General features: G+C 62.9%; 14 protein-coding genes. 9 read left to right on the forward strand and 5 right to left on the reverse strand.

All coding sequences use genetic code 11. The features are described from left to right. Positions 1-153 precede the first annotated feature (153 nt). A complete protein-coding gene (locus tag V6L75_RS15080; RefSeq protein WP_334252304.1) occupies positions 154-2,517 on the forward strand; it encodes a xanthine dehydrogenase family protein molybdopterin-binding subunit in 2,364 nt (787 codons plus the stop codon). 85 nt (positions 2,518-2,602) lie between these two features. Next, positions 2,603-3,400, forward strand: coding sequence for an FAD binding domain-containing protein (locus tag V6L75_RS15085; protein ID WP_334252305.1), 798 nt, complete (start codon positions 2,603-2,605; stop codon positions 3,398-3,400). A gap of 290 nt (positions 3,401-3,690) precedes the next feature. On the opposite strand, the gene V6L75_RS15090 is transcribed toward V6L75_RS15085, so the two are convergent. From V6L75_RS15090 to V6L75_RS15100, 3 genes are all read right to left on the reverse strand, one after another. Beyond that, positions 3,691-6,126 carry a methyl-accepting chemotaxis protein gene (locus V6L75_RS15090; RefSeq protein WP_334252306.1) on the reverse strand — a complete coding sequence of 812 codons (2,436 nt, stop codon included), beginning with the start codon at positions 6,124-6,126 and terminating at the stop codon, positions 3,691-3,693. A 460-nt stretch (positions 6,127-6,586) separates the two neighbouring features. Then, a complete protein-coding gene (locus tag V6L75_RS15095; protein WP_334252307.1) occupies positions 6,587-7,672 on the reverse strand; it encodes an ATP-binding protein in 1,086 nt (361 codons plus the stop codon). Positions 7,673-7,676: 4 nt separating this feature from the next. Beyond that, positions 7,677-8,360 carry a response regulator gene (locus tag V6L75_RS15100; RefSeq protein WP_334252308.1) on the reverse strand — a complete coding sequence of 228 codons (684 nt, stop codon included), beginning with the start codon at positions 8,358-8,360 and terminating at the stop codon, positions 7,677-7,679. 167 nt (positions 8,361-8,527) lie between these two features. Here V6L75_RS15100 and V6L75_RS15105 point away from each other — a divergent pair, with 167 nt between their 5' ends. Then, positions 8,528-9,715, forward strand: coding sequence for an efflux RND transporter periplasmic adaptor subunit (locus tag V6L75_RS15105; RefSeq protein WP_334252309.1), 1,188 nt, complete (start codon positions 8,528-8,530; stop codon positions 9,713-9,715). Positions 9,716-9,726: 11 nt separating this feature from the next. Then, positions 9,727-12,825, forward strand: a complete 3,099-nt coding sequence (locus V6L75_RS15110) for a multidrug efflux RND transporter permease subunit (RefSeq protein WP_334252310.1) — start codon at positions 9,727-9,729, stop codon at positions 12,823-12,825. 57 nt (positions 12,826-12,882) lie between these two features. Here V6L75_RS15110 and V6L75_RS15115 read toward each other — a convergent pair whose 3' ends face one another. Further along, on the reverse strand, positions 12,883-14,598 hold the full coding sequence (locus tag V6L75_RS15115; protein WP_334252311.1) for a methyl-accepting chemotaxis protein: 1,716 nt from the start codon (positions 14,596-14,598) through the stop codon (positions 12,883-12,885). A gap of 197 nt (positions 14,599-14,795) precedes the next feature. After that, positions 14,796-15,560, reverse strand: a complete 765-nt coding sequence (locus tag V6L75_RS15120) for an SDR family NAD(P)-dependent oxidoreductase (RefSeq protein WP_334252312.1) — start codon at positions 15,558-15,560, stop codon at positions 14,796-14,798. A 140-nt stretch (positions 15,561-15,700) separates the two neighbouring features. Here V6L75_RS15120 and V6L75_RS15125 point away from each other — a divergent pair, with 140 nt between their 5' ends. The 5 genes from V6L75_RS15125 to pheT all read left to right on the forward strand — a co-directional run bounded on the left by V6L75_RS15125 (position 15,701) and on the right by pheT (position 21,800). Further along, a complete protein-coding gene (locus V6L75_RS15125) occupies positions 15,701-15,937 on the forward strand; it encodes a (2Fe-2S)-binding protein (RefSeq protein WP_334252313.1) in 237 nt (78 codons plus the stop codon). A 33-nt stretch (positions 15,938-15,970) separates the two neighbouring features. After that, entirely contained in the window at positions 15,971-16,456 is a 486-nt protein-coding gene (gene bfr, locus V6L75_RS15130) for a bacterioferritin (protein ID WP_019963467.1), read from the forward strand. A 187-nt stretch (positions 16,457-16,643) separates the two neighbouring features. Next, on the forward strand, positions 16,644-17,681 hold the full coding sequence (locus V6L75_RS15135; RefSeq protein ID WP_334252314.1) for a M42 family metallopeptidase: 1,038 nt from the start codon (positions 16,644-16,646) through the stop codon (positions 17,679-17,681). A 546-nt stretch (positions 17,682-18,227) separates the two neighbouring features. After that, entirely contained in the window at positions 18,228-19,310 is a 1,083-nt protein-coding gene (pheS, locus tag V6L75_RS15140; RefSeq protein WP_334252315.1) for a phenylalanine--tRNA ligase subunit alpha, read from the forward strand. 72 nt (positions 19,311-19,382) lie between these two features. Then, positions 19,383-21,800 carry a phenylalanine--tRNA ligase subunit beta gene (gene pheT, locus V6L75_RS15145; protein ID WP_334252316.1) on the forward strand — a complete coding sequence of 806 codons (2,418 nt, stop codon included), beginning with the start codon at positions 19,383-19,385 and terminating at the stop codon, positions 21,798-21,800. Positions 21,801-21,836: the final 36 nt, after the last annotated feature.

The raw sequence follows: 21,836 nt of genomic DNA on the forward strand, positions 1-21,836 counted from the left end.
TCCCCAACCCGTGCGGACGCGAACCCTGCACGGCACATGACAAGCCGGCAGGCCGGACAAAATGCCGTGAGGAGGCGGCGTCCGGCCCTGCGGAACAAGGAAACGGCCTGCGGGCAAAGGCCTTGCAGGAAACCTGTCTGAGGGAGTTATGCCATGGGAGTTCAAGGCATTGGCGCACGTGCGCTGCGCAAGGAAGACAAGCGTTTCATCACCGGCAAGGGCCGGTACACCGATGATATGACCGCGCCGCGCATGACTTATGCGGCCTTCGTGCGGTCGCCCCACGCCCACGCCCGCATCACCGGCATCGACGCCAGCGCCGCACTGGAGATGGAAGGCGTCGAGGCGGTTCTGACCGGCGAGCAGCTGGTGGGTGATGGCGTTGGCAATCTGATCTGCGGCTGGATGATCCATTCGCGCGACGGCAGCCCGATGAAGATGGGCGCCTGGCGGGCGCTGGAGCCGGAAACCGTGCGCTATGCCGGTCAGGCGGTGGCCGTCGTCATCGCTGAAACCCTTGGCCAGGCCCGTGACGCGGCCGAGGCGGTCCTCGTATCCTATGAGGAGCTGCCGGTGGTGATCGATCCGGTGGCTGCCCTGGAGCCGGGCGCGCCGCAGCTGCACCCGGAAGCACCGGGCAACCTGATCTACGACTGGGTGATCGGCGATGAAGCGGCCACCAATGCCGCCTTCGAAAAGGCCGCCCATGTGACGCGGATGGACATCACCAACAACCGGCTGGTGCCCAACCCGATGGAGCCGCGCGCCGCGCTTGCCGACTATGACAGTGCCGAAGAGCATTTCACCCTGCACACCACCTCGCAGAACCCGCATGTGGCGCGCCTGGTGCTCTCTGCCTTCTACAACATTGCGCCCGAGCACAAGCTGCGCGTGATCGCCCCGGATGTGGGCGGCGGCTTCGGCTCGAAGATCTACATCTACCCGGAAGAAATGGTCTGCCTGTGGGCCTCCAAGCGCACGGGCCGTCCGGTGAAGTGGGTCTGCGACCGCACGGAAGCCTTCCTCACTGACGCCCATGGCCGCGATCACCGCTCCCATGCGGAGCTGGCGCTCGATGCCAATCACAAGGTCATCGGCCTCAGGGTCAGCACGGTGGCGAACCTCGGCGCCTACATGTCGCTGTTCTCCTCTTCCGTGCCGACCTATCTCTACGCGACGCTGCTTTCCGGCCAATATGATATCCCGGCCATCCACTGCAACGTGAAGGCTGTCTACACCAACACCACGCCGGTCGATGCCTATCGCGGTGCGGGACGGCCTGAGGCAACCTATCTGATCGAGCGGATCATGGAGACGGCAGCGCGCGAGGTTGGGCTCGACCCGGCCGAGTTCCGCCGCCGCAACTTCATCCGCAGCTTCCCGCACCAGACGCCCGTCATCATGTGCTATGACGCGGGCGACTATGACGCGACGCTGGATGCAGCGCTGAAAGCCATCGACTATGCCGGTTTCCCCGCCCGCAAGGCGGAAGCAGCCCGCAAGGGCAAGCTGCGCGGCATCGGCCTGTCCTGCTACATCGAGGCCTGCGGCATCGCGCCATCGGCAGCTGTCGGCTCGCTGGGTGCAGGCGTCGGCCTGTGGGAATCAGCGGAAGTGCGGGTCAATCCGGTCGGCACCATCGAGGTGCTCACCGGCTCTCACAGCCATGGCCAGGGCCACGAAACCACCTTTGCCCAGCTCGTGGCAGAGCGCTTTGGCGTTGATACGGACACTGTGTCTATCGTTCATGGCGATACGGACAAGGTGCAGTTCGGCATGGGCACCTATGGCTCGCGCTCCGGCGCGGTCGGCATGTCGGCCATCGTCAAGGCGCTGGACAAGGTGGAGGCCAAGGCCAAGAAGATCGCTGCCCATCTGATGGAAGCCGCAGAAGGCGACGTAGTGTTTGAAGGCGGCGAGCTGAAGGTGGCGGGCACGGACAAGTCCCTGCCCTTCTTCCAGGTGGCGCTGGCAGCCTACACTGCCCACAATCTGCCCGCCGGCATGGAACCGGGGCTGAAGGAAGGGGCGTTCTACGATCCCACCAACTTCACCTTCCCGGCAGGCACTTATGTCTGCGAGGTGGAAATCGACCCGGAAACCGGCAAGACCGCCATCATCAACTTCGTGGCAGCGGATGACTTCGGCAAGATCATCAATCCGATGATCGTGGAAGGCCAGGTGCATGGCGGGCTGACGCAGGGCATCGGCCAGGCACTGCTGGAAAATGCCGCCTATGACGAGGGCGGCCAGCTTCTGACCGGCTCCTTCATGGACTATGCCATGCCGCGCGCCGATGACGTGCCGTCCTACACGCTGCTGACGACCGAGACCATCTGCCCGGGCAACCCCCTCGGCATGAAGGGCTGCGGCGAGGCCGGTGCCATCGGCTCGCCTCCGGCCGTCATCAACGCCATCACGGATGCGCTCGGCATCCGCGACCTCGCCATGCCTGCCACGCCCCAGCGGGTGTGGGAGGCGATCCGCAACGCCAGCCAGCCTCTGGCAGCTGAATGATCTGACACGGCAGAACCGGGCGCGCCCGATGGCGGCGCCCGGCTCTGCCCTCTTCTGACGCTTTCCTTTGAGGAGAACGAACACGATGTATGAGACAAGCTATCACCGGGCCGCTTCGGTCACGGAGGCTGCCAGCCTGATCGCAAAGGCGGATGACGGCAAGCTGCTGGCCGGTGGCCAGACCCTGATCCCCACCATGAAGCAGCGCCTTGCCGCGCCGAGTGACCTCGTTGACATCGGCCAGATTGACGAGCTGAAGGGCATCACCGAAAGCGGCGGCATGCTGCGCATTGGTGCTGGCACCAAACACGCGGATGTGGCTGGTTCCGATCTGGTCCGCCGCCTGATCCCTGGCCTTGCCAGCCTTGCGGGCGGCATTGGCGATCCGCATGTGCGCCACATGGGCACGATTGGTGGTTCCGTCGCCAACAACGACCCGGCAGCGGACTATCCCTCCGCCGTGCTGGCGCTGGATGCCACCGTCCACACCAACAAGCGGGACATTGCCGCCGCGGACTTCTTCGTGGGCATGTTCGAAACGGCGCTGGAAGACGGCGAGATCATCACCGCCATCAGCTTCAAGGCTCCGGAAAAGTCGGCCTACGCCAAGTACCCGAACCCGGCCTCGCGCTATGCCATGGCCGGTGTTTTCGTTGCCCGCCACAAGGATGGCTCCGTGCGCGTCGCCGTCACTGGTGCCGGTCAGGGCGGCGTGTTCCGGGCCGAAGCTATGGAAGCGGCCCTTGCGGCCAAATGGTCGGCAGATGCCGTTGCCGGTATTGCCCTCGAGGCGGATGACATGCTCTCCGACATCCACGGCTCTGCCGAGTACCGCGCAAACCTCGTCACCGTCATGGCCAAGCGCGCCGTCGCTGCGGCCTGAGGCAAGACCGAAGCGGGGCACAGCCCCCGCTTCACATTCATGCGGAAGAGAACCGGACAGCAAGGCACACGAGGCGTCACCCCGGGCCCAGCGCAGTGAGGACCCGGGGCCTGCTCATCGCCAGAGCGTTGCCCGGATCTGCTGAGACTGCCTGTCTGATGGGCGGATTGCCCTGACGCCTTGCCGCGCTGTTCGGCTTAGATTTCACCGCTCTGCAAACGAGTAGGCCCTGGCTCGAAGGCCGGGGCGGCCTCGGAGAGTGAGGAGGCGAAGGTGCCCCCTCCCCCGTCTCACGCCGCCGCAACCTCGGCGAGGAAGCGGTCGACTTCTTCCTTGAGCATGCGCGTCTTGCTGTTCAGTTCCTCGGAGGCATCGAGCAGCACGTCGGCTGAGCTGCTGGTTTCGGCAACCGCATTGGACAGTTCCTGGATGTTGCCGGCAACAGCCGAAGAGCTGTCCGCCACCTGCCGGACGCTGCGGGAGATGTGCGAGGTAGCCGAGTTCTGCTGTGTCATGGCCGTGGCGATGGCGCCCGTGTAGCTGTCCACCTGCCCCATGGTCTCACTGATGCCGGTGATGGCGGCGACAGAATCGCTCGTAGCATGCTGGATGGCATTGACCTGAGCGGCGATCTCTTCGGTTGCCTTGGACGTCTGGTTGGCCAGCTCCTTCACCTCGGAAGCCACAACCGCAAAGCCCTTACCTGCCTCCCCGGCCCGTGCCGCCTCGATGGTGGCGTTGAGGGCCAGAAGGTTGGTCTGGGCAGCGATGGCCTGAATGAGGGTGATCACCTCGCCGATCTTGGCAGCCGCTGATGCAAGCCCGTCCACCTTGGCGCTGGTTTCCTGCGTGGCATGCGTTGCACGGCTGACCACCTGGGTGGTGCGGGAAACCTGGTTGCCGATCTCCTGCACGGACATGGAAAGCTGCTCGGCTGCAGCAGCTGCACTGTCCATGCCAGCCAGCGCCGCTTCCGAGGCACTGGCCGTCTGGCTGGCGCGTTCCGAGCTTTCGCGGGCGATGACGGCAAGGCGCTGTGCCGTAGCGTCCAGATTGCCAGCGGTGCTGCCGACAGACGTAATCAGGTTCTGTGCCGTTGCACGGAAGCCGGAGATCAGCGCGTCAACCTTCTGCTGACGCGCCATGCTGACAGCCTGGCTGGCGGCCTGCTCCTGCTCGAGGCGAAGCCGCTCCAGCGCGTTGTCCTTAAAGACCTGCACCGCCTGCGCCATGCCGCCGATCTCATCGCCACGGCCGAGGCCCGGCACTTCGGCGGATGTGTCACCATCGGCCAGACGGCGCATGAAGCTGGTCATGGCACGGATCGGGCGGGTGATCAGACGGTTAAGGCCGATTGCAAGGGCAAGACCGAGCGCGATGGCAGCAATCACAGCCACACCAATGGTGGTGACTGCGCGCTGTCCGGCGGCGCGGTTGGCCGCCGACTGGGCACTGGCCAGATCCGTTGCGGTGCTCTGAAGCACAAGGCTCAACCGGTCCAGTTCCGCCCGGTTGGTCTCCAGACTGGACTTCGCTTCCCGGATGGCCGTGAAGGCACTGGCATAATCCTCAAGCGCCTGCGGCATGGACGCAATCGCGCTGGCAGCCGCCGGGACATAGGCAGTCGCCCCATCCAGCTGCATGGCATGCATGCCCAGCATATCGATTTCCGCTTCAACCGCATCCGGATCTGTCTCACCCATGTCTGCGACAAAGCTCGTGGTGTCCGTCTTGACGCTGGAGATCGAGCTGGAGATTTCGAGAGCTTGCTGGCCGATCCGTGTCAGAGCGGCCAGTTTCTGCTGCAGGCCGTTGGCATCATCCAGCGCCCGGTCCAGCGCGCCATAAATGGCAAAGCGGGCATCCATTATCTGGGTGGTCAGGGCGCCGATCCGGTCGGCCACTTCCTTCTTCTGCCCCATGCGGTTGAACAGATTGGTCTCGTCCAGCATCACCGGCAGAACAGCTTGCAGGGCAGTGGCTTGCTCCAGCAATCCGGCAGGCACAACCTTGAAGCGGGAGCCCTCAAGCTTTTCGGCCTGGCTCTTGATTGAATCGAGCGCTTCGCCAATCTGGGTACGCAGTTCCGGCGTGACTTCGCTCAGCTTGAATTCGGCGCCCATGCCGAACATGGGATGAAGGAAGGCGACGCGATCCTGCATGTCCTGCGCGATCCTGCCGAGCTGACGCAGGTCTTCCTGAGATGACGTGCTCAACGTGGCCGCGTCCGCTGCATCCCGCTGCTGGCGCTGCAACTCGTTGGCTATGGTACGGGTCAGGCTGTCAAGCTGTGCAGTTGCCCGCTCAACCACGTCCAGCTTGTCCTTCAGTGACTGGGTATCCTGTTCGACAGATGAGAAAGTCGCACCAAATTCGGAGACCATGCGACGGGCAGAGGCAACATTCTGCAAAGACTGCGAATCGTTGGCCAGCGATCTGGCAAGGTCCTCAAGCGTCGCATCCAGCGATCTGAGCGCGGTGGTCACCTGAACCGCACCATCAGCATCGGGCTGCCGCAGGAATGCCTCGCGTGCTGCCGACAATGCCTTCAGCTCGGTGATCGTGGCCAGCGCATCATCAGCGATCCCGCTGCGCTGCGAAAGGCCGGTGAGCGTGACGATGCCCAGTCCGCCAACAAGCGCAGTCAGAACCAGGATCGCACCAAACCCGCCCCAGACCTTGTACAGGAACGAGAGGTTGGTGAAGGAAAGGGATAGTCTGCCCATGATATCCGTTTGCTCCGAAGAGTTTTTTCTCCCGGCGCACTGGATCACATCATTGAATGAACCGGATCTTAATCCGGCGGCCAAATATCATGAAATTTCCATGACATTCAAATGGTGAATACAGTATTTTCAAATGAAAATACTGTATTTTTTACTTTAATCAGAAATTAAAATCTAAATACAATCAATATAATCATTTCACTGTTAGAAAAATCAGAGAATATTATAATCCAACTCCGCCGCTCACGCGGCATTTCAAATGCAAAGCAGGCAGACTGCATCTGCGTCAGACGCGGAACCGGCGCAATGGCGACTTTATTGAGAAAATTGACAAGGTATAATTTTGATGATTCCCAGATCAGATACTGCGATGCAGCATTTTCCTGACGCGAGCCTATCAAAGGTGGCATCCACAACTTTGCCGCCTCCCAGGTGGGCGGGCCTATGCAGTGCGATGCCCTCACAGGCTGTCTGCGGCCGCAGAAGGCGCCGTCCTCGCTAGAACCATCTCGAACAGCGCGCCGCCGTCCGGCGTTGTCCGGTAACGAAGGCGCCCGCCATGGGCTTCTGCAATGGCGCGCACCACGGATAGCCCCAGACCGCTGCCGCCAAGCGCCTGTGAGCGCACCGGATCCCCCCGGACGAAGGGCACGAAGCCACGGGAGGCGATTTCAGGCGGCAGTCCCGGACCTTCGTCTGTGACAGAAAGAATAACCCCCTCACCTGCACGGGCAAGGCTGACCGTGATCCGGCCACGCACCGCATAACGCCGTGCATTGGTGAGCAGCGCAAGCAGCGCCTGCCGGATACGTGTTGCATCCACGGCAACCACCAGGTCTTCCAGAGCAAGTTCCAGCCGGAAGCCTTCCGCCCGAAGATCATGCGCAACAAGATTGGTTACCCCGGCGATTTCCCGTGCGAGGTGAACCGGCTCGATGTGCAGATCCAGATGACCGTTACCTGCTAGGGTCACAGTCCGAAGGTCTTCCACCAGACGGGCCAACCCGTCCACTTGCTGGATCAACCCTTGAAGCGAACGCTCATCCGGCTCGAAAACACCATCAATCATGCCCTGAAGGCGGCCTTTCAGAATGGTCAGCGGCGTGCGCAGCTCATGCGCGATGGTCGCGTTCCACACGGCCATTTCGGCCGCCATGTCCTGCAGGCGCTGCGCCATCGTGTTGAAGTCACCGATCAGCGCGGCTGTTTCGCCGAGGGCCTTGTCTCCGGCCGAAGCGCGTGAGGTGAGGTCACCGGAGGCGATCTCGCGTGCGCTTCGTGCCAGCGACTCGAGAGGCCCCAATATGCGGCGCGACAGACGCAGGGAAACGAAGGCCGCCACCACAAGCGCCGGAAGGATAAAACCCCCGAGGATGCCCAGATCGGTGACCGTGAGCCAGCTATCCGCTTCCTCAGATGCCGGATACAGGGCAATGATGACGCTGTAAGCGAGATAGGTTCCGAAGAACACAAGCAGACCGGCCATCACCGTTATGGCCGACATGGCGATGAGGATCTGGCGGCTCAATCCGGATCGAGGTCTCATGGTGTCACGCCGACAACCGGTAGCCGATGCCGCGTACCCCGGGCAGCAGGCCGGTGGCGCCTGCCTGTTCAAGCTTCTTGCGCAGCTTGCTGAGGTGACTGTCCACCGTGCGGTCCAGCGCATCTGATCCAGGCAGGCAGGCATCCACCAGTTCGCTTCTCGTGAAGACCCTGGCGGGACTGCGGGCCATATGCGCGAGAATACGGAACTCGGTCAGCGTCAGCGCCAGCCTCACGGGCCCGGCGCCATCATCAAAGCTCGCCTCGTAGGCATCAAGGTCGATTGCAAGATTGCCTGCCCGCAGAACCCCTGCGGCCGAAGCCAGGCCCGAGCGGCGAAGAACGGCCTTGGCGCGGGCTACGACTTCGATGGGATTGAAGGGCTTGACGACATAGTCATCCGCACCGATGCGCAGGCCCTGCAGCCGGTCGATATCCTTGTCGAGGGCGGTGATCATGATGGCGGGGGTATTGCCCCTGCGCCGCAGCTCCGCCAGCACCTCCCAGCCATCAAGCCGGGGCATGGTGACGTCGAGAAGCACAAGATCGGGCTTCAGCGCGAGATGCAGATCAAGAGCCGTCCGGCCATCGCGTGCCTGCACGGTCCGGAAGCCCTCGCGCACGAGGTAGGCATCCAGGATGGTTGAAATCTCACCGTCGTCTTCGGCGATCAGAACCAGTGCAGTCATCGCGTTCTCCTTCAGCCATTGATGCCATCAGGTGTGGCTGGCGTCGAGCGCACAGCAGCGATCTCCACGAAACCGCAACACAATCTCCACACAGCGCCAACCTGACCGTCCGATAGATGCGTTGATGCCGCCTGAAACAGGCAGCCGCATATAGGATGATCGCGACCATGCGCCTTCGCCACCTGCTGACACATGCTTTCATCGCTGCATCAGCGCTCTGCCTTGCCGCTTGTTCGGACGATACCGATGGCCAGAAGACGGGCAGCGCAGCGGCCCAGACACCTGCCGGAGCAGCGGCCGCTGCCGTCCGCATTGCCGTGCAGACGGTCCAGCCAAGCAGGGTGGTCATCTACGATGAACTTCCGGGACGGGTGTCGGCGGTTCGCACAGCAGAGATCAGGCCGCAGGTCAGCGGCATCGTGCAGAAGGTGCTATTCACTCAAGGCTCAGATGTTGTAGCCGGTCAGCCGCTGTTTCAGATCGACCCCGCGCCATTTGAGGCCGATGTCGACGCAGCAGCTGCGGTGCTGGCGCGCGCAGAAGCCGGGCTTGCCAATGCGCTTTCCAAATATGACCGGATAACAGCCCTTGCGGCGACACATACGGCCAGCACCGCAGCACTCGGTGACGCTACAGCCGAACTGGCGCGGGCGCGGGCCGATGCGGCAGAAGCCAAAGCCAGCCTGAGGCGCCGCAAGCTCGAACTGGCCAACGCGACCGTTCGCAGCCCCATTGCGGGGCGGATAGGCCAGGCCCTGATCACCGAGGGCGGCCTTGCGTCCAGCGGCACAACGGCAGCGCTTGCGACAGTCCAGCAGATCGATAGCGTCTATCTGGATGTCCGCCAGCCATCGATGCGCCGGGAACAGCTTGAGGAGATGGATGAGAACGGGAGGGGCGAAACAGCGGACAGCCTTCCCGTTGATCTTCTGACAATTACGGGCAAGCCCTACGGCTTCAAGGGCAAGATTCTGTTCTCTGACAGCACGGTGGATCCGGGGACGGGCAGCATCGCCATTCGGCTGGAAGTGCCCAACCCGGACCGTCAGCTGCTGCCGGGCATGTATCTGCGCGCCCGGGTCCCCAGCGCCATCTATCCGCAAGCCTTGACCGTGCCACAGGAAGCGGTTCTCCGGGATTCCTCGGGAGAGGCTCGCCTCATCATGCTGGAGGCCGGCAACACGGCCAGCAGCCGTAATGTCGAACTGGGCGCGCAGACCGGCGGCCGCTACGTGATCCTGTCTGGCCTGAAGGCGGGCGAGACTGTTGTGGTCCGGGGTCAGGACCGAGCCGAATCCGGCGCGCCGCTGGCCCCTGTCACCTATCAGCCATCCGCTCCCGGGCCGCATATCTGAGAAGACCGTTCATGCCTCAGTTTTTCATCGAGCGCCCGGTCTTTGCCTGGGTCATCGCCATCTTCATCGTGCTTGCCGGTATCGCTGCGATCCCGCAGCTGCCGGTCTCGCGCTTTCCGGTCATTGCGCCCCCCAGCATCAGCATCACCGCCACCTATCCGGGCGCCAGCCCGCAGACAATCAACGACAGCATCACGGCTCCCATTGAGCAGGAGCTGACGGCGGTCAAGAACCTGCTCTATTTCGATTCCTCTTCCGATTCATCCGGCTCCGCGACCATCACCGTGACCTTCAAGCCTGGCACAGATCCGGAGTTGGCGCAGATCGATGTCCAGAACCGCCTGAAAGCCATCGAACAGCGCCTGCCGGAGCCTGTCCGCCGGGCCGGACTGTCGGTGGAGGCCGCATCATCAGGCTTTCTGATGATTGTCTCCATGCGCTCCGAAGGCGGCAAGACTGCCCCTCTGGCACTGGATGACTATCTGGCGCGCCAGCTGGCACAGGAATTGAAGCAGGTGCCCGGCGTCGGCCGGGTGCAGTCCTTCGGCTCGGAAGCTGCCATGCGGGTGTGGCTCGATCCTACCCTGATGACGGCCTATTCCGTTTCCATGGCCGAGATAACGCAGGCCATCCAGACGCAAAATGCCCAGGTTGCGCCCGGACGGCTGGGCGAGGCGCCTGCCCTTCCCGGTCAGGCGGTCAGCATTCCCTTGAGCCTCGATGGGCAGCTGAAAACACCCGAAGAGTTCGCCGCCATCGTGCTGCGCTCCAACCCTGATGGCTCGAAACTGACCCTTGGCGATATCGCAAAGATCGAGATTGGCGCCCAGACCATGGGCTTTTCAATCTTCGACGGCGGAAAGCCCGCGACGGCCGCCGCCATCCAGCTCTCGCCAGGCGCCAATGCCATCAGCACGTCGGAGGGCGTCCGGGCACGCCTTGCAGCGCTCGCGCCCTCGATGCCGGAAGGCGTTACCTATGCTGTCTCTTACGACACGGCCCCTTTCGTGAAGCTCTCGATCACCAAAGTCGTGCAGACGCTTGCCGAAGCGATGGGGCTGGTGTTTCTCATCATGCTGCTGTTTCTTCAGAACATCCGTTACACGCTGATCCCGGCCATCGTCGCGCCCATCGCGCTGCTGGGCACCTTTGCCGTGATGTGGGCGATTGGCTACTCGATCAACGTGCTGACCATGTTCGGCATGGTGCTGGCGATCGGCATCATCGTCGATGACGCCATTGTCGTGGTGGAGAATGTCGAAAGGCTCATGGCCAGCGAAGGACTGAGCCCGCGCGAGGCAACCCGGCGCGCCATGCGGGAGATCACCGGCGCGGTCATCGGCATCACACTGGTGCTGACGGCCGTGTTCTTGCCTATGGGCCTTGCCAGTGGCTCTGTCGGGGCGATCTACCGGCAGTTCACGGTGTCGCTGGCGGTCTCGATCCTGTTTTCAGCCTTCCTTGCGCTCAGCCTGACGCCTGCGCTTTGCGCCACAATCCTGAAACCCGTCGCTCCACATCACGAGCGAAAGGGCTTCTTTGCGTGGTTCAACCAGGGCTTTGACCGGCTGACGGCACGATACTCCACCTGGACAAGCTGGCTTGTGAACCGCCCGGCCCGCATCATGGTGATCTATGGCGTTCTCACCGGCGCTCTGGCTTTCGGATACAGCGCATTGCCGGCCGCCTTTGTGCCGGAAGAAGATCAGGGGACGTTCATGACATCCTTCACGCTGCCGGCCGATGCAACGGCCGAACGGACGCGGGAGCTTGTCAGGATTTTTGACGCCCATGCGGCATCAAGGCCGGACATTGCCAACAACCTTTCCATCATGGGCTTTGGCTTCTCCGGTTCGGGAGCAAACGCGGCAATGGCCTTCACCACGCTGCAGGATTGGGATGCCAGAACCGGCAGCACCGCCGCCGAAATGGCTGCGGCAGAAGAGGCCATGCGGACGGCGGTCGAAGGCGAGGTCCTCATCATGAAACCTCCGGCCATCGAGGAATTGGGAACCACTTCCGGTGTCAGCTTGCGCCTTGTCGACAGAGGCGGACGCGATGCTGCCGCACTGCGCGCTGCTGCGGACCAGCTCATTGAGCTTTCTGACGGCAGCAAGCTCTTGAAGAATGCACGCGTCGATGGCCTGCCCACCGGGCCAAGCGTGAACCTGCGCATTGACCGGCAGAAGGCCAGCGCACTTGGCCTGCCTTTTTCTGCGATCAGCGACCTTCTCGCTGCGACCATGAGCTCGACCTACGTCAACGACTTTCCCCGTTCCGGCAACTTGCGGCAGGTCATACTCCAGGCACAGGCCAAGGACCGCATGCAGGTCAAGGATATTCTGAAGCTGAATGTCCGCAACGACCGGGGCGGCATGGTACCTCTGTCCGAAGTGGTGACACCGCAATGGTCGGTCAACCCGCTCCAGCTCAACCGCTTCAACGGTTATCCTTCACTCAGCATCTCCGCAGACGCCGCAGCCGGCGTATCGAGCGGTACTGCAATGCAGGAGATCGAACGTCTTGCCGCACGGCTTCCGGCTGGCTTCACCGTGGAGTGGACGGGGCAGTCCTTTCAGGAGCGACAGTCAGGCGCACAGGTACCGCTGCTGGTGGCCCTCTCCTTTCTTGTGGTGTTCCTGGTGCTGGCTGCCCTTTACGAAAGCTGGACAATTCCCCTCTCGGTCATGCTGGTTGTGCCGCTCGGCGTGCTGGGTGCCGTGATTGCGGTACATCTGCGGGGCTTTGAGAACGACGTGTTCTTCAAGGTCGGCCTGATCACGCTGATCGGTCTCTCCGCCAAGAATGCCGTGCTGATCGTGGAATTCGCCCGCAAGCTGCGCAGCGAAGGGGCGACGCTTCACGAGGCGGCTGTCGAGGCAGCACGCCTGCGGTTGCGGCCGATTGTCATGACCTCGCTGGCCTTCACCCTCGGCATCCTGCCTCTGGTGATCGCCAAGGGGCCAAGCTCCGAAACCCAGAATGCACTGGGCACCGGCCTTTTCGGCGGCATGATATCGGGCACCGTCCTGGCGGTACTCTTCGTGCCCGTGTTCTTTGCCGTTGTCATGCGGCTGGCGGGCCGCAAGGCGCAGACGGAGGCCGGATGAGAGATGCAGCCTTCCCGGACAGCTGCGATGCATGTCCGGGAAGACTGCGGTTCGGGATCAGGCAGCGGCGACCTTCGTCAGGAAACCTTCAATCTCCCTGCGAAGCAGATCGGTATGGCCCGCCAGATCGGCCGAGGCGCCGAGCACATGGTCAGCGGATTCTGCGGTTTGATCAACCGTGCGGGCCAGTTCGTTCATATTGCCAGCAACCGACTGCGTGCCGGCGGAAGCCCTCTGCACATTGCGCGAGATTTCCGAGGTCGCTGCGCCCTGCTGCTCGACGGCAGAGGCAATGGCGGAGGTGTAGCTGTTGACCTCTTCCATGGTACGGGTGATGGCGCCAATGGCCTCGACGGCCTCTTCGGTGGCTGACTGAATGGCCGCGATCTGTCCGGCGATCTCTTCCGTTGCCTTCGAGGTCTGATTGGCCAGCCCCTTCACTTCAGCCGCCACAACGGCAAAGCCCTTGCCTGCCTCGCCAGCGCGGGCGGCCTCGATCGTGGCATTCAGCGCCAGCAGATTCGTCTGTTCGGCAATGGCCTGGATAAGTGTCACCACTTCACCGATCTTGGCTGCGGAAGCTGCCAAGCTTTCAACCTTGTGATTGGTGACCCGGGTGCCTTCGGTTGCCTTGCTGACCACGCCAGTGGTCTGGCCAACCTGACGGCGGATCTCGCCGATGGAGGCTGACAGTTCTTCGGCAGCGCTCGCCACCGTCTGGACATTGCCGCTGGTTTCGTGGGTGGCATTTTCGGTATCGCTGGCTCGCGCTGCACCGGCGCGGGCAAGGTCGGCCAGCTTGCTCGCCGTTCCCGTCAGTTCCTGTGCCGTTTCACCTGCCGCATTCAGCATGGACTGGATCTGGTGGCGGAAGCTGCCGATCAGCTCCTCCATGCGCTGCTGACGGGCAAGACGCTCCTGACCGGCGCTGGCCTCCGTTTCGGCAAGACGGCGGCGCTCGATAGAGCTTTGACGCAGGGTCGCGACAGCCTTGGCCATCGTGCCGATCTGATCGGTCCGCTCCGTGAAGGGGACTTCCGCCTCAAGATCTTCCGCAGCGATTTGGCCCGTCACTTCCGCCAGTTTCGTCACTGGCGCCAGCAGATGCCGCGATGCAAATACGGCAACGCCAACAGCGACCAGAAGGACCGGCAGCACAGCCATGCCAAGGCGGGTCATCATCGTATCGACGCCAGCCATGATCTTCGTGCGCTCAACGCCGGCATAAAGGATACCGACCGGCGTGCCGCTGGAGCTCATGACAGGCGCATAGATGGTGAAATAAGGCTTGCCGAGAATGACCGCCTCGCCCCGGTAGGTCTGCCCCTTCATCACCACCGGATAGACCGCGCCATTCTGCCCCAGCGGGGTGCCAACAGCCCGGGCGCCATCGGCCTTGATGATGTTGGTCGTCTTGCGGATGAAATCCCGCTGCTGCGCGTCCCAAGCGAAGACCGTCGCCGTCTCACCCGTCATACGGCCGACTGCATCGATCATGTCATGGGCGGCGAACTCCGGAATGGCGTCGGCCTGAATGCGGCTCACGTTGCCATCCGCCGCCCATGTCACCTTCACGCCGGGCACATCCCGTTCAAGGATCGTCGCCGCGACGCGCAGGCTGGCGTTCTGCTGGGCAACGGCGTCATCTGCCGCACCACTGACCATCACCGAATAGACAATCGCTCCGACGACAGCGAGCGAGACGGCAACCATGACGCAGCTCGTGACGGCAAGGGCTGCCGAGATACGCAAACGGGAGAAGGGATTCTGCATCGGGATGGCCTATCAGGAATAATACTGAGACAACTATCCTTTAGTCCATTTAACGTTGCGTAAAAATCGGCAAAGCCTGCTTCAAGACCGTACACATTCAGAATTGGACCGGCGAATAGGGAGCAGCCCGGATTCTGCACATTATTACGCAAACATCCCGGTATTCTCATCCTGACGAATACGATGAAACCCCGCCTTCAGACATGCTGCCCGCCATTGATGTGGATCTCTGCACCCGTGACATAGGAAGACGGGCTGCTGCAGAGAAAGTGAATTGTGTCAGCGACTTCAGCCGGCTGCCCAAGGCGCCGCAGAGGCAGTGCATCCACCAGCTTTTCCGTTCCCGGTGACAGAATTGACGTATCGATCTCCCCCGGTGCGATGGCATTGACGCGGATACCGTGAGGCCCGAAATCGGCCGCCATTTCACGTGTCAGCGAGGCGAGCGCCGCCTTTGAGGTGGCATAGGCCGTACCGGCAAAGGGATGCACCCTCACCCCTGCAATCGATGTGACGTTGACGATGGAGCCCTGCGCGGCCTTCAGTTCCGGAAAAAGGCCCCGCGCCAGCGTGATGGGCGCAAAGAAGTTCACCTGGAACACCTGATGCCACACATCGAGCGGCGTGGAGAAGGAATCCAGCCGCTGACCATCCTGGTTCTTGGGGCTGATGCCGGCATTGTTGACGAGTGCGTCGAGACGCGAGCCATCGGCCTTCAGCCAGCCACGGATTTCCTCAATGGCCCCCGCAAGGTTCGCCGGATCGGCAAGATCCACCTCAATGTGATCCTCAGGCCCCGACGGCCAGGGGCATTTGTCCGAAAAGGGGTGGCGTGAGCAGGTGATCACCCGCCAGCCATCGGCAGAAAAGCGCTTCACCGTGGCATGGCCGATGCCCCGGCTCGCCCCCGTGAGCACGAGAACCCGGCGCGGAGCGGCGGCAGATGTGACAGCTTCACTCATGATTGGCCTTTGACGGAAAGATGCACTAGATAAAGTTGACTTGGCGTGGAAACTTTAGTTTATCCCGCCGGTCGCGTGATAGCCAGATGGTCCATGAAAGGCCATGGCAAGCTGTGCCGTAACCCAGACAAGTCCGGTTCATGATCATCTGTTCCTGCAATGTGTTGTCCGACAAGCAGCTGCGTCAGGCGGCCGAGGAGATGCGCGCAGATCCGGACGCCCGGCTGCCCACGCCCGGCGCCGTTTTCCGCAAGCTCGGATGCCGGCCCCGCTGCGGCGGATGCTTCCCGAATGTCATTGATATCATTCACCAGAACGCCGATAAGGCGGGAAGAAAAGCGGCGGCGCCACTGGAAGGCGAGCCAGAAGACCGCTAAAAACTGACAAGCACCACTGAGAGAGAGGCTGCCATGAAGGGCGATACAAAGGTCATCGAATATCTGAACAAGGCCCTGCGCCACGAGCTGACGGCCGTCAACCAGTACTGGCTGCATGGCCGCCTGCTGGAAGACTGGGGCTTCACCAAGCTCGCCAAGAAGGAGCGCGAGGAATCCATCGAGGAGATGCAGCACGCCGATAAGCTGATCGAGCGCATCCTCTTCCTCGAAGGCTATCCGAACCTGCAGACGCTTGACCCGCTGCGCATCGGCCAGTCCCTGAAGGAATGCGTCGAGTGCGATCTGGCCGGTGAATATTCTGCCCGCGCCCTCTACAAGGAAGCCCGCGAAGTCTGCCACGAGGCCGGTGACTATGTGACCATGGCCCTGTTCGAGCAGCTGATGGGTGATGAAGAAAGCCACATCGACTTCCTCGAAACCCAGCTGGAACTGATCGAGCGCATCGGCATCGAGCGCTACGGCCTGCTGCAGGCAGAGCCGGCGAACGCCGCCGAGTAAGGCAGGCAGAACGCCGCTGTATCTTTCGACCCCGGTTCCGGCTCAGGCCCGTGCCGGGGTTTTGCTTTGAACCGGGCAGCGGACGGCGCGCCGCCCGCCAGGCCTGCCATCCAAAGGCAGGGACTTCCGTCTCCCTTCGGCATGACCTAATCTGAAGGCGTCAAATCACCTTCGGGAACCTCTTTCCATGAATATCGACCTGCTCCGCCGCCTTTGCGAAACTCCGGGCGTGCCCGGACATGAGCACCGGGTCCGCGCCCTCATCGAAGCCGAGATCAAAGATCTCTTCGATGAGGTGCGCACCGATGCCATGGGCTCGCTGCTGTGCCGGCGCGATCCGCGCAAGAAGTCCAAGTCGCCGCTCAAGGTGATGCTGCTCTGCCACATGGACGAGATCGGCTTCCTCGTTTCCCATGTGACGGACAAGGGCTTCGTCCATGTGCATCCGGTCGGCGGCTTTGATCCGCGCAATCTCTTCTCCCGCCGCGTGCTGGTGTCCACCGACAAGGGCGACTTCAAGGGCGTGATGAACCCCGGCGGCAAGCCGGTGCATATCTCTTCGCCGGAAGAACGCAAGAAGGTGCCGGAGCCGGACGAGTTCGTCATCGACATGGGCCTCGGCGAGAAGGCCAAGGACATCGTGCGCATCGGCGACATGGTAACCATGGACGAGCCGTTCCTGGAAATGGGCGACAGCATCGTCTCCAAGGCGCTGGACAACCGCATCGCCTGCTGGCTGGGCATCGAAGCCATCCGTGCGCTTGGCAAGGCCAAGCATGAGTGCGAGATCCACGTCGCCTTCACGGCGCAGGAGGAAGTGGGTCTGCGAGGCGCCCGTACAGCGGCCTATGCCATCAAGCCGGATATCGGCCTCGGTATCGACGTAACGCTGGCCTGCGACACGCCGGGTGTGCCGGAGCAGGACCGCACCACGGTCATGGGTGGCGGTTTCGGCCTGCATGTGAAGGACGGCTCCTTCATTGCCGACCGGGCGCTGGTCAGCGAGATCGAGGAGCTGGCCATCAAGGAAAAGATCCCCTACCAGCGCACCATGCTGCGCTCGGGCGGTCAGGATGGCGCAGCCGCCCAGCAGGCCGCCGCAGGCGCCCGTGCCGTCGGCATCGTCGTCGGCACCCGCTACATCCACACGGTCACCGAAATGATCGCCCGCAAGGACTTGGAAGCCGCACGCGACATCATCGCGGCTTACCTCAAGAGCATCTGATACCAAGGCTTTCGATGCTGACGCATCACGCCTTGAAATTGCTCAAGCGCCGCACAGGCTTAACCAACTCCCGATGAGTCAAGCTCATCGAGAGTTGGTATGATCCGGCACCAGCCGCAGCAGTGGCACGCTGCGGCTGGTTCTTCTGCCTGCGGGCTTGCCATCGGGCGGCGGGCACGTATACTCGTGCCGCTTCCAAACCGGACTGCGGGATGAAACGGCCGTGACACTGGCACCTTGCATCGCAAACATGACTGGCACCGCGCATGAGCTTTGCGCGCGCCGTTTTGCCGTGCGCCGTCTCCGCAACACCGCCGCGCAGGGCTCCGCCTGCGGACGATTTAGCCGCTCGGCCTGAGCCGGGCGCACGCAGCTTTTTCGCGCCTGCCCAGCTTCTGGCCAACCTCAGGCCTGCTGCCCGTCACATCCCTGTGGCTTGGCTGTGGCATCGCCTGCCTTTTCTGCTAAAAGACCCGCAATCCTTGCATTCGCCTCAAGCCCGTGGCCCGCTCCGGCGGCCACAGCCAACCAACGACCGAAGAGCTCATGTCCGATATCGACAGCCTGTACTCCGAGATCTCCGCAGCCATTGCTGCGGCGGCAACCGAGGCCGCCCTTGAGGAGGTGCGCATCGCCGCCCTCGGCAAGAAGGGCAGCATCTCTGAACTGATGAAGACGCTGGGCTCCATGAGCCCGGAAGAGCGCCAGAGCAAGGGCCCGGCGCTGAACAGCCTGAAGACCCGCGTCACCGACGAGATCGCCGCCCGCAAGGACGTGCTGAAGGAAGCAGCCCTTGAGGCGCGCCTGGCCAGCGAGCGGGTGGACGTGACCCTGCCGTTGCGGGCCGCTCCTGCCGAAACGGGCCGCGTGCATCCGATCGCGCAGGTGATCGACGAGCTGACCGCCATCTTCGCCGACATGGGCTTTGCCGTTGCCGAAGGCCCGGATATCGAGACGGACGAGCTGAACTTCACCGCGCTGAACTTCCCGCTCGGCCATCCGGCACGCGACATGCATGACACGTTCTTCTTCAATCCGAAGGAAAACGGCGAACGCCTGCTGCTGCGCACCCACACCTCGCCGGTGCAGATCCGCACCATGCGCTCGCAGACCCCGCCGATCCGCGTCATCATCCCAGGCCGCACCTACCGCTGCGACAGTGACCAGACCCACACGCCGATGTTCCATCAGGTGGAAGGCCTCGTCATCGACAAAGGCAGCCACATGGGCCATCTGAAGTGGATCCTCGAAGAATTCTGCAAGGCCTTCTTCGAGGTGAACGACATCAAGATGCGCTTCCGCCCGTCGTTCTTCCCCTTCACCGAGCCGTCCATGGAAGTGGACATCCAGTGCGACCGCTCCGGTGCTGAGGTGAAGTTCGGCGAGGGCAATGACTGGCTGGAAATCCTCGGCTGCGGCATGGTGCATCCCAATGTCATCCGCAACTGCGGGCTGGATCCGGACGAGTATCAGGGCTTTGCCTGGGGCATGGGCATCGACCGCATCGCCATGCTGAAATACGGCATGCCGGACCTGCGCGCCTTCTTCGATGCCGACGTGCGCTGGCTGAAGCACTACGGCTTCCGCCCCCTCGACCTGCCGACCCTGTTCGGCGGCCTGTCGAGCTGAGACCTGATTTTCTGACTGCGCCGGGCGCCCCTTCGGGCGGCAGCCGGGCGGCAACAAGATGAGATTGCACCGATGAAATTCACCCTGTCCTGGCTCAAGGAGCATCTGGAGACCGAGGCAACGCTGGACGAAATCGTCGAGCGCCTGACCATGATCGGCCTCGAAGTCGAGGAAGTCACCGACCCGGCGGCGAAACTCGCGCCTTTCCGCATTGCAAAGGTCGTGTCTGCCGAGCAGCACCCGAATGCGGACCGCCTGCGCGTGCTGAAGGTGGACAATGGCTCCGGCACCCTGCTGCAGGTGGTTTGCGGCGCGCCCAATGCCCGCACCGGCCTTGTCGGCGTGCTGGGCCTGCCGGGCGACTATGTGCCGGGCCTTGATGTCACGCTTTCCGTGGGCAAGATCCGCGACGTGGAGAGCTTCGGCATGATGTGCTCCGAGCGCGAGCTGGAGCTGTCGGAAGAGCACAACGGCATCATCGACCTGCCGGAAGATGCCCCCGTCGGCATGTCCTATGCCGATTATCTCGGCCTCAATGATCCGGTCATCGAGATCGGCCTGACGCCGAACCGTCCGGACTGCACGGGCGTCTATGGCGTTGCCCGGGATCTGGCAGCGGCCGGCCTTGGCAAACTGAAGGAGCGCAAGATCACCCCGGTGCGCGGCAGCTTCCCCTGCCCCACGAACGTGACGCTCGACTTCGGTGATACGGAAGCCCTCTGCAAGGCCTTCGGCCTGCGGCTGGTGCGCGGCGTGAAGAACGGCCCTTCGCCGAAGTGGATGCAGGACCGGCTGAAGGCCATCGGCCTGCGCCCGATCAACGCGCTGGTGGACATCACCAACTACATGACCTTCGATCAGGCCCGCCCGCTGCATGTGTTCGATGCGGCGAAGGTTGCGGGCAATCTGGTGGTGCGCCGGGCAAAGGAGGGCGAGGAAATCCTCGGCCTTAACGGCAAGACCTATCAGCTCGACGGCAGCATGTGCGTCATCTCCGATGACAAGGGCGTTGAGTCCCTTGGCGGCATTCTGGGCGGTGAGCATTCAGGCTGTGACGAGACCACCGTCGATGTGCTGATCGAGTCGGCCCTTTGGGACGAGAACGGCATTGCCCGCACCGGCCGCAAGCTGGGCGTCAACACCGATGCGCGCTACCGTTTCGAGCGCGGCGTTGATCCGGACTTCATGATCCCCGGCCTCGAGATGGCAACGCAGCTGGTGCTCGACCTGTGCGGCGGCGAAGCCTCCGAACTGGTCACCACCGGCACCGTGCCGGAGAACGTGCGCATCATCGAATTCCCCTATGCGGAAGTGAAGCGCCTGACCGGGCTGGAGATTTCCAAGGTGGAAATCAACATGATCCTGAAGGCTCTCGGCTTCTGGGTCACTGGCCAGGGCGATGTGGTGCGCGTTGCTCCGCCGAGCTGGCGTCCGGACATCGAAGGCAAGGCGGACCTTGCCGAGGAAGTGGTGCGCATTGTTGGCCTCGACCGCGTCGCTCCGGTGCCGCTGCCGCGCTCCGGCTCTGTCGGCGCCAAGGTGCTGACCACCGGCCAGATCCGCCGCTCCCGCGCCCGCCGCACGCTGGCCGCACGCGGCATGGACGAGGCGGTCACATGGTCCTTCATCTCCAAGGATCAAGCGGAGGCCTTCGGCGGCGGCAATCCGGTGCTGGAACTGGCCAACCCGATTTCGGCTGACCTTTCCAACATGCGCCCCAGCCTGCTGCCGGGCCTCATCGCCGCTGCCCAGCGCAATGCCGACCGCGGCTTTGCCGATGTGGCACTGTTCGAGGTCGGTCAGGTGTTCGTGGATGACACGCCGGAAGGCCAGCGCATGGTAGCTGCCGGCATCCGCCGCGGCACGGCCAAGATGACCGGCGGCGGCCGCCACTGGACGGGTGCAGCCGGGAGCGTTGACGTATTCGATGCCAAGGCAGATGCCGAAGCCGTGCTCGCCGCCATCGGTGCGCCGGTGGACAAGCTGCAGGTCTTCACCGATGCACCGGGCTGGTTCCATCCGGGCCGCTCCGGCGCACTGAAGCTGGGTCCGAAGGTGGCGCTGGCCGTGTTCGGCGAGATCCACCCGCGCACCCTCGGCCTGATGGATGCGGAAGGCCCGATGGTCGGCTTCGAGATCCATTTCGACGCCGTGCCTGAATCGAAGGCCAAGGCAACCCGCTCCAAGGGCGCGCTGGACGTGGCCGACCTCATGCCGGTGCGCCGCGACTTCGCCTTCGTGGTGAATGCGGATGTGACTGCCGACAAGCTGCTGAAGGCGGCCAAGGGCGCTGACAAGGTGCTGATCAGCGATGTGGCTCTGTTCGACATCTACGAAGGCGCAGGCGTCGGCGAAGGCAAGAAGTCGCTCGCCATCGACGTGACCCTGCAGCCCAAGGCCAAGACGCTGACGGAAGAGGAAATCGAAGCCGTGGCGAAGAAGATCGTCGCTGCCGTCGAAAAGGCCACCGGCGGCACGCTGCGCGGCTGACCGGAATAGTTCCTGCAACAAAAGCCCCGCCGGAGA

It is taken from the genome of Pannonibacter anstelovis (assembly GCF_036881715.1).
GTDB lineage: Bacteria > Pseudomonadota > Alphaproteobacteria > Rhizobiales > Stappiaceae > Pannonibacter > Pannonibacter anstelovis.

Bases quoted from the DNA above. Each gene is read 5' to 3' on its own strand.
- V6L75_RS15080 (WP_334252304.1), top strand. From the start codon at position 154: ATGGGAGTTCAAGGCATTGGCGCACGTGCGCTGCGCAAGGAAGACAAG.
- V6L75_RS15085 (WP_334252305.1), top strand. From the start codon at position 2,603: ATGTATGAGACAAGCTATCACCGGGCCGCTTCGGTCACGGAGGCTGCC.
- V6L75_RS15090 (WP_334252306.1), bottom strand. From the start codon at position 6,126: ATGGGCAGACTATCCCTTTCCTTCACCAACCTCTCGTTCCTGTACAAG.
- V6L75_RS15095 (WP_334252307.1), bottom strand. From the start codon at position 7,672: ATGAGACCTCGATCCGGATTGAGCCGCCAGATCCTCATCGCCATGTCG.
- V6L75_RS15100 (WP_334252308.1), bottom strand. From the start codon at position 8,360: ATGACTGCACTGGTTCTGATCGCCGAAGACGACGGTGAGATTTCAACC.
- V6L75_RS15105 (WP_334252309.1), top strand. From the start codon at position 8,528: ATGCGCCTTCGCCACCTGCTGACACATGCTTTCATCGCTGCATCAGCG.
- V6L75_RS15110 (WP_334252310.1), top strand. From the start codon at position 9,727: ATGCCTCAGTTTTTCATCGAGCGCCCGGTCTTTGCCTGGGTCATCGCC.
- V6L75_RS15115 (WP_334252311.1), bottom strand. From the start codon at position 14,598: ATGCAGAATCCCTTCTCCCGTTTGCGTATCTCGGCAGCCCTTGCCGTC.
- V6L75_RS15120 (WP_334252312.1), bottom strand. From the start codon at position 15,560: ATGAGTGAAGCTGTCACATCTGCCGCCGCTCCGCGCCGGGTTCTCGTG.
- V6L75_RS15125 (WP_334252313.1), top strand. From the start codon at position 15,701: ATGATCATCTGTTCCTGCAATGTGTTGTCCGACAAGCAGCTGCGTCAG.
- bfr (WP_019963467.1), top strand. From the start codon at position 15,971: ATGAAGGGCGATACAAAGGTCATCGAATATCTGAACAAGGCCCTGCGC.
- V6L75_RS15135 (WP_334252314.1), top strand. From the start codon at position 16,644: ATGAATATCGACCTGCTCCGCCGCCTTTGCGAAACTCCGGGCGTGCCC.
- pheS (WP_334252315.1), top strand. From the start codon at position 18,228: ATGTCCGATATCGACAGCCTGTACTCCGAGATCTCCGCAGCCATTGCT.
- pheT (WP_334252316.1), top strand. From the start codon at position 19,383: ATGAAATTCACCCTGTCCTGGCTCAAGGAGCATCTGGAGACCGAGGCA.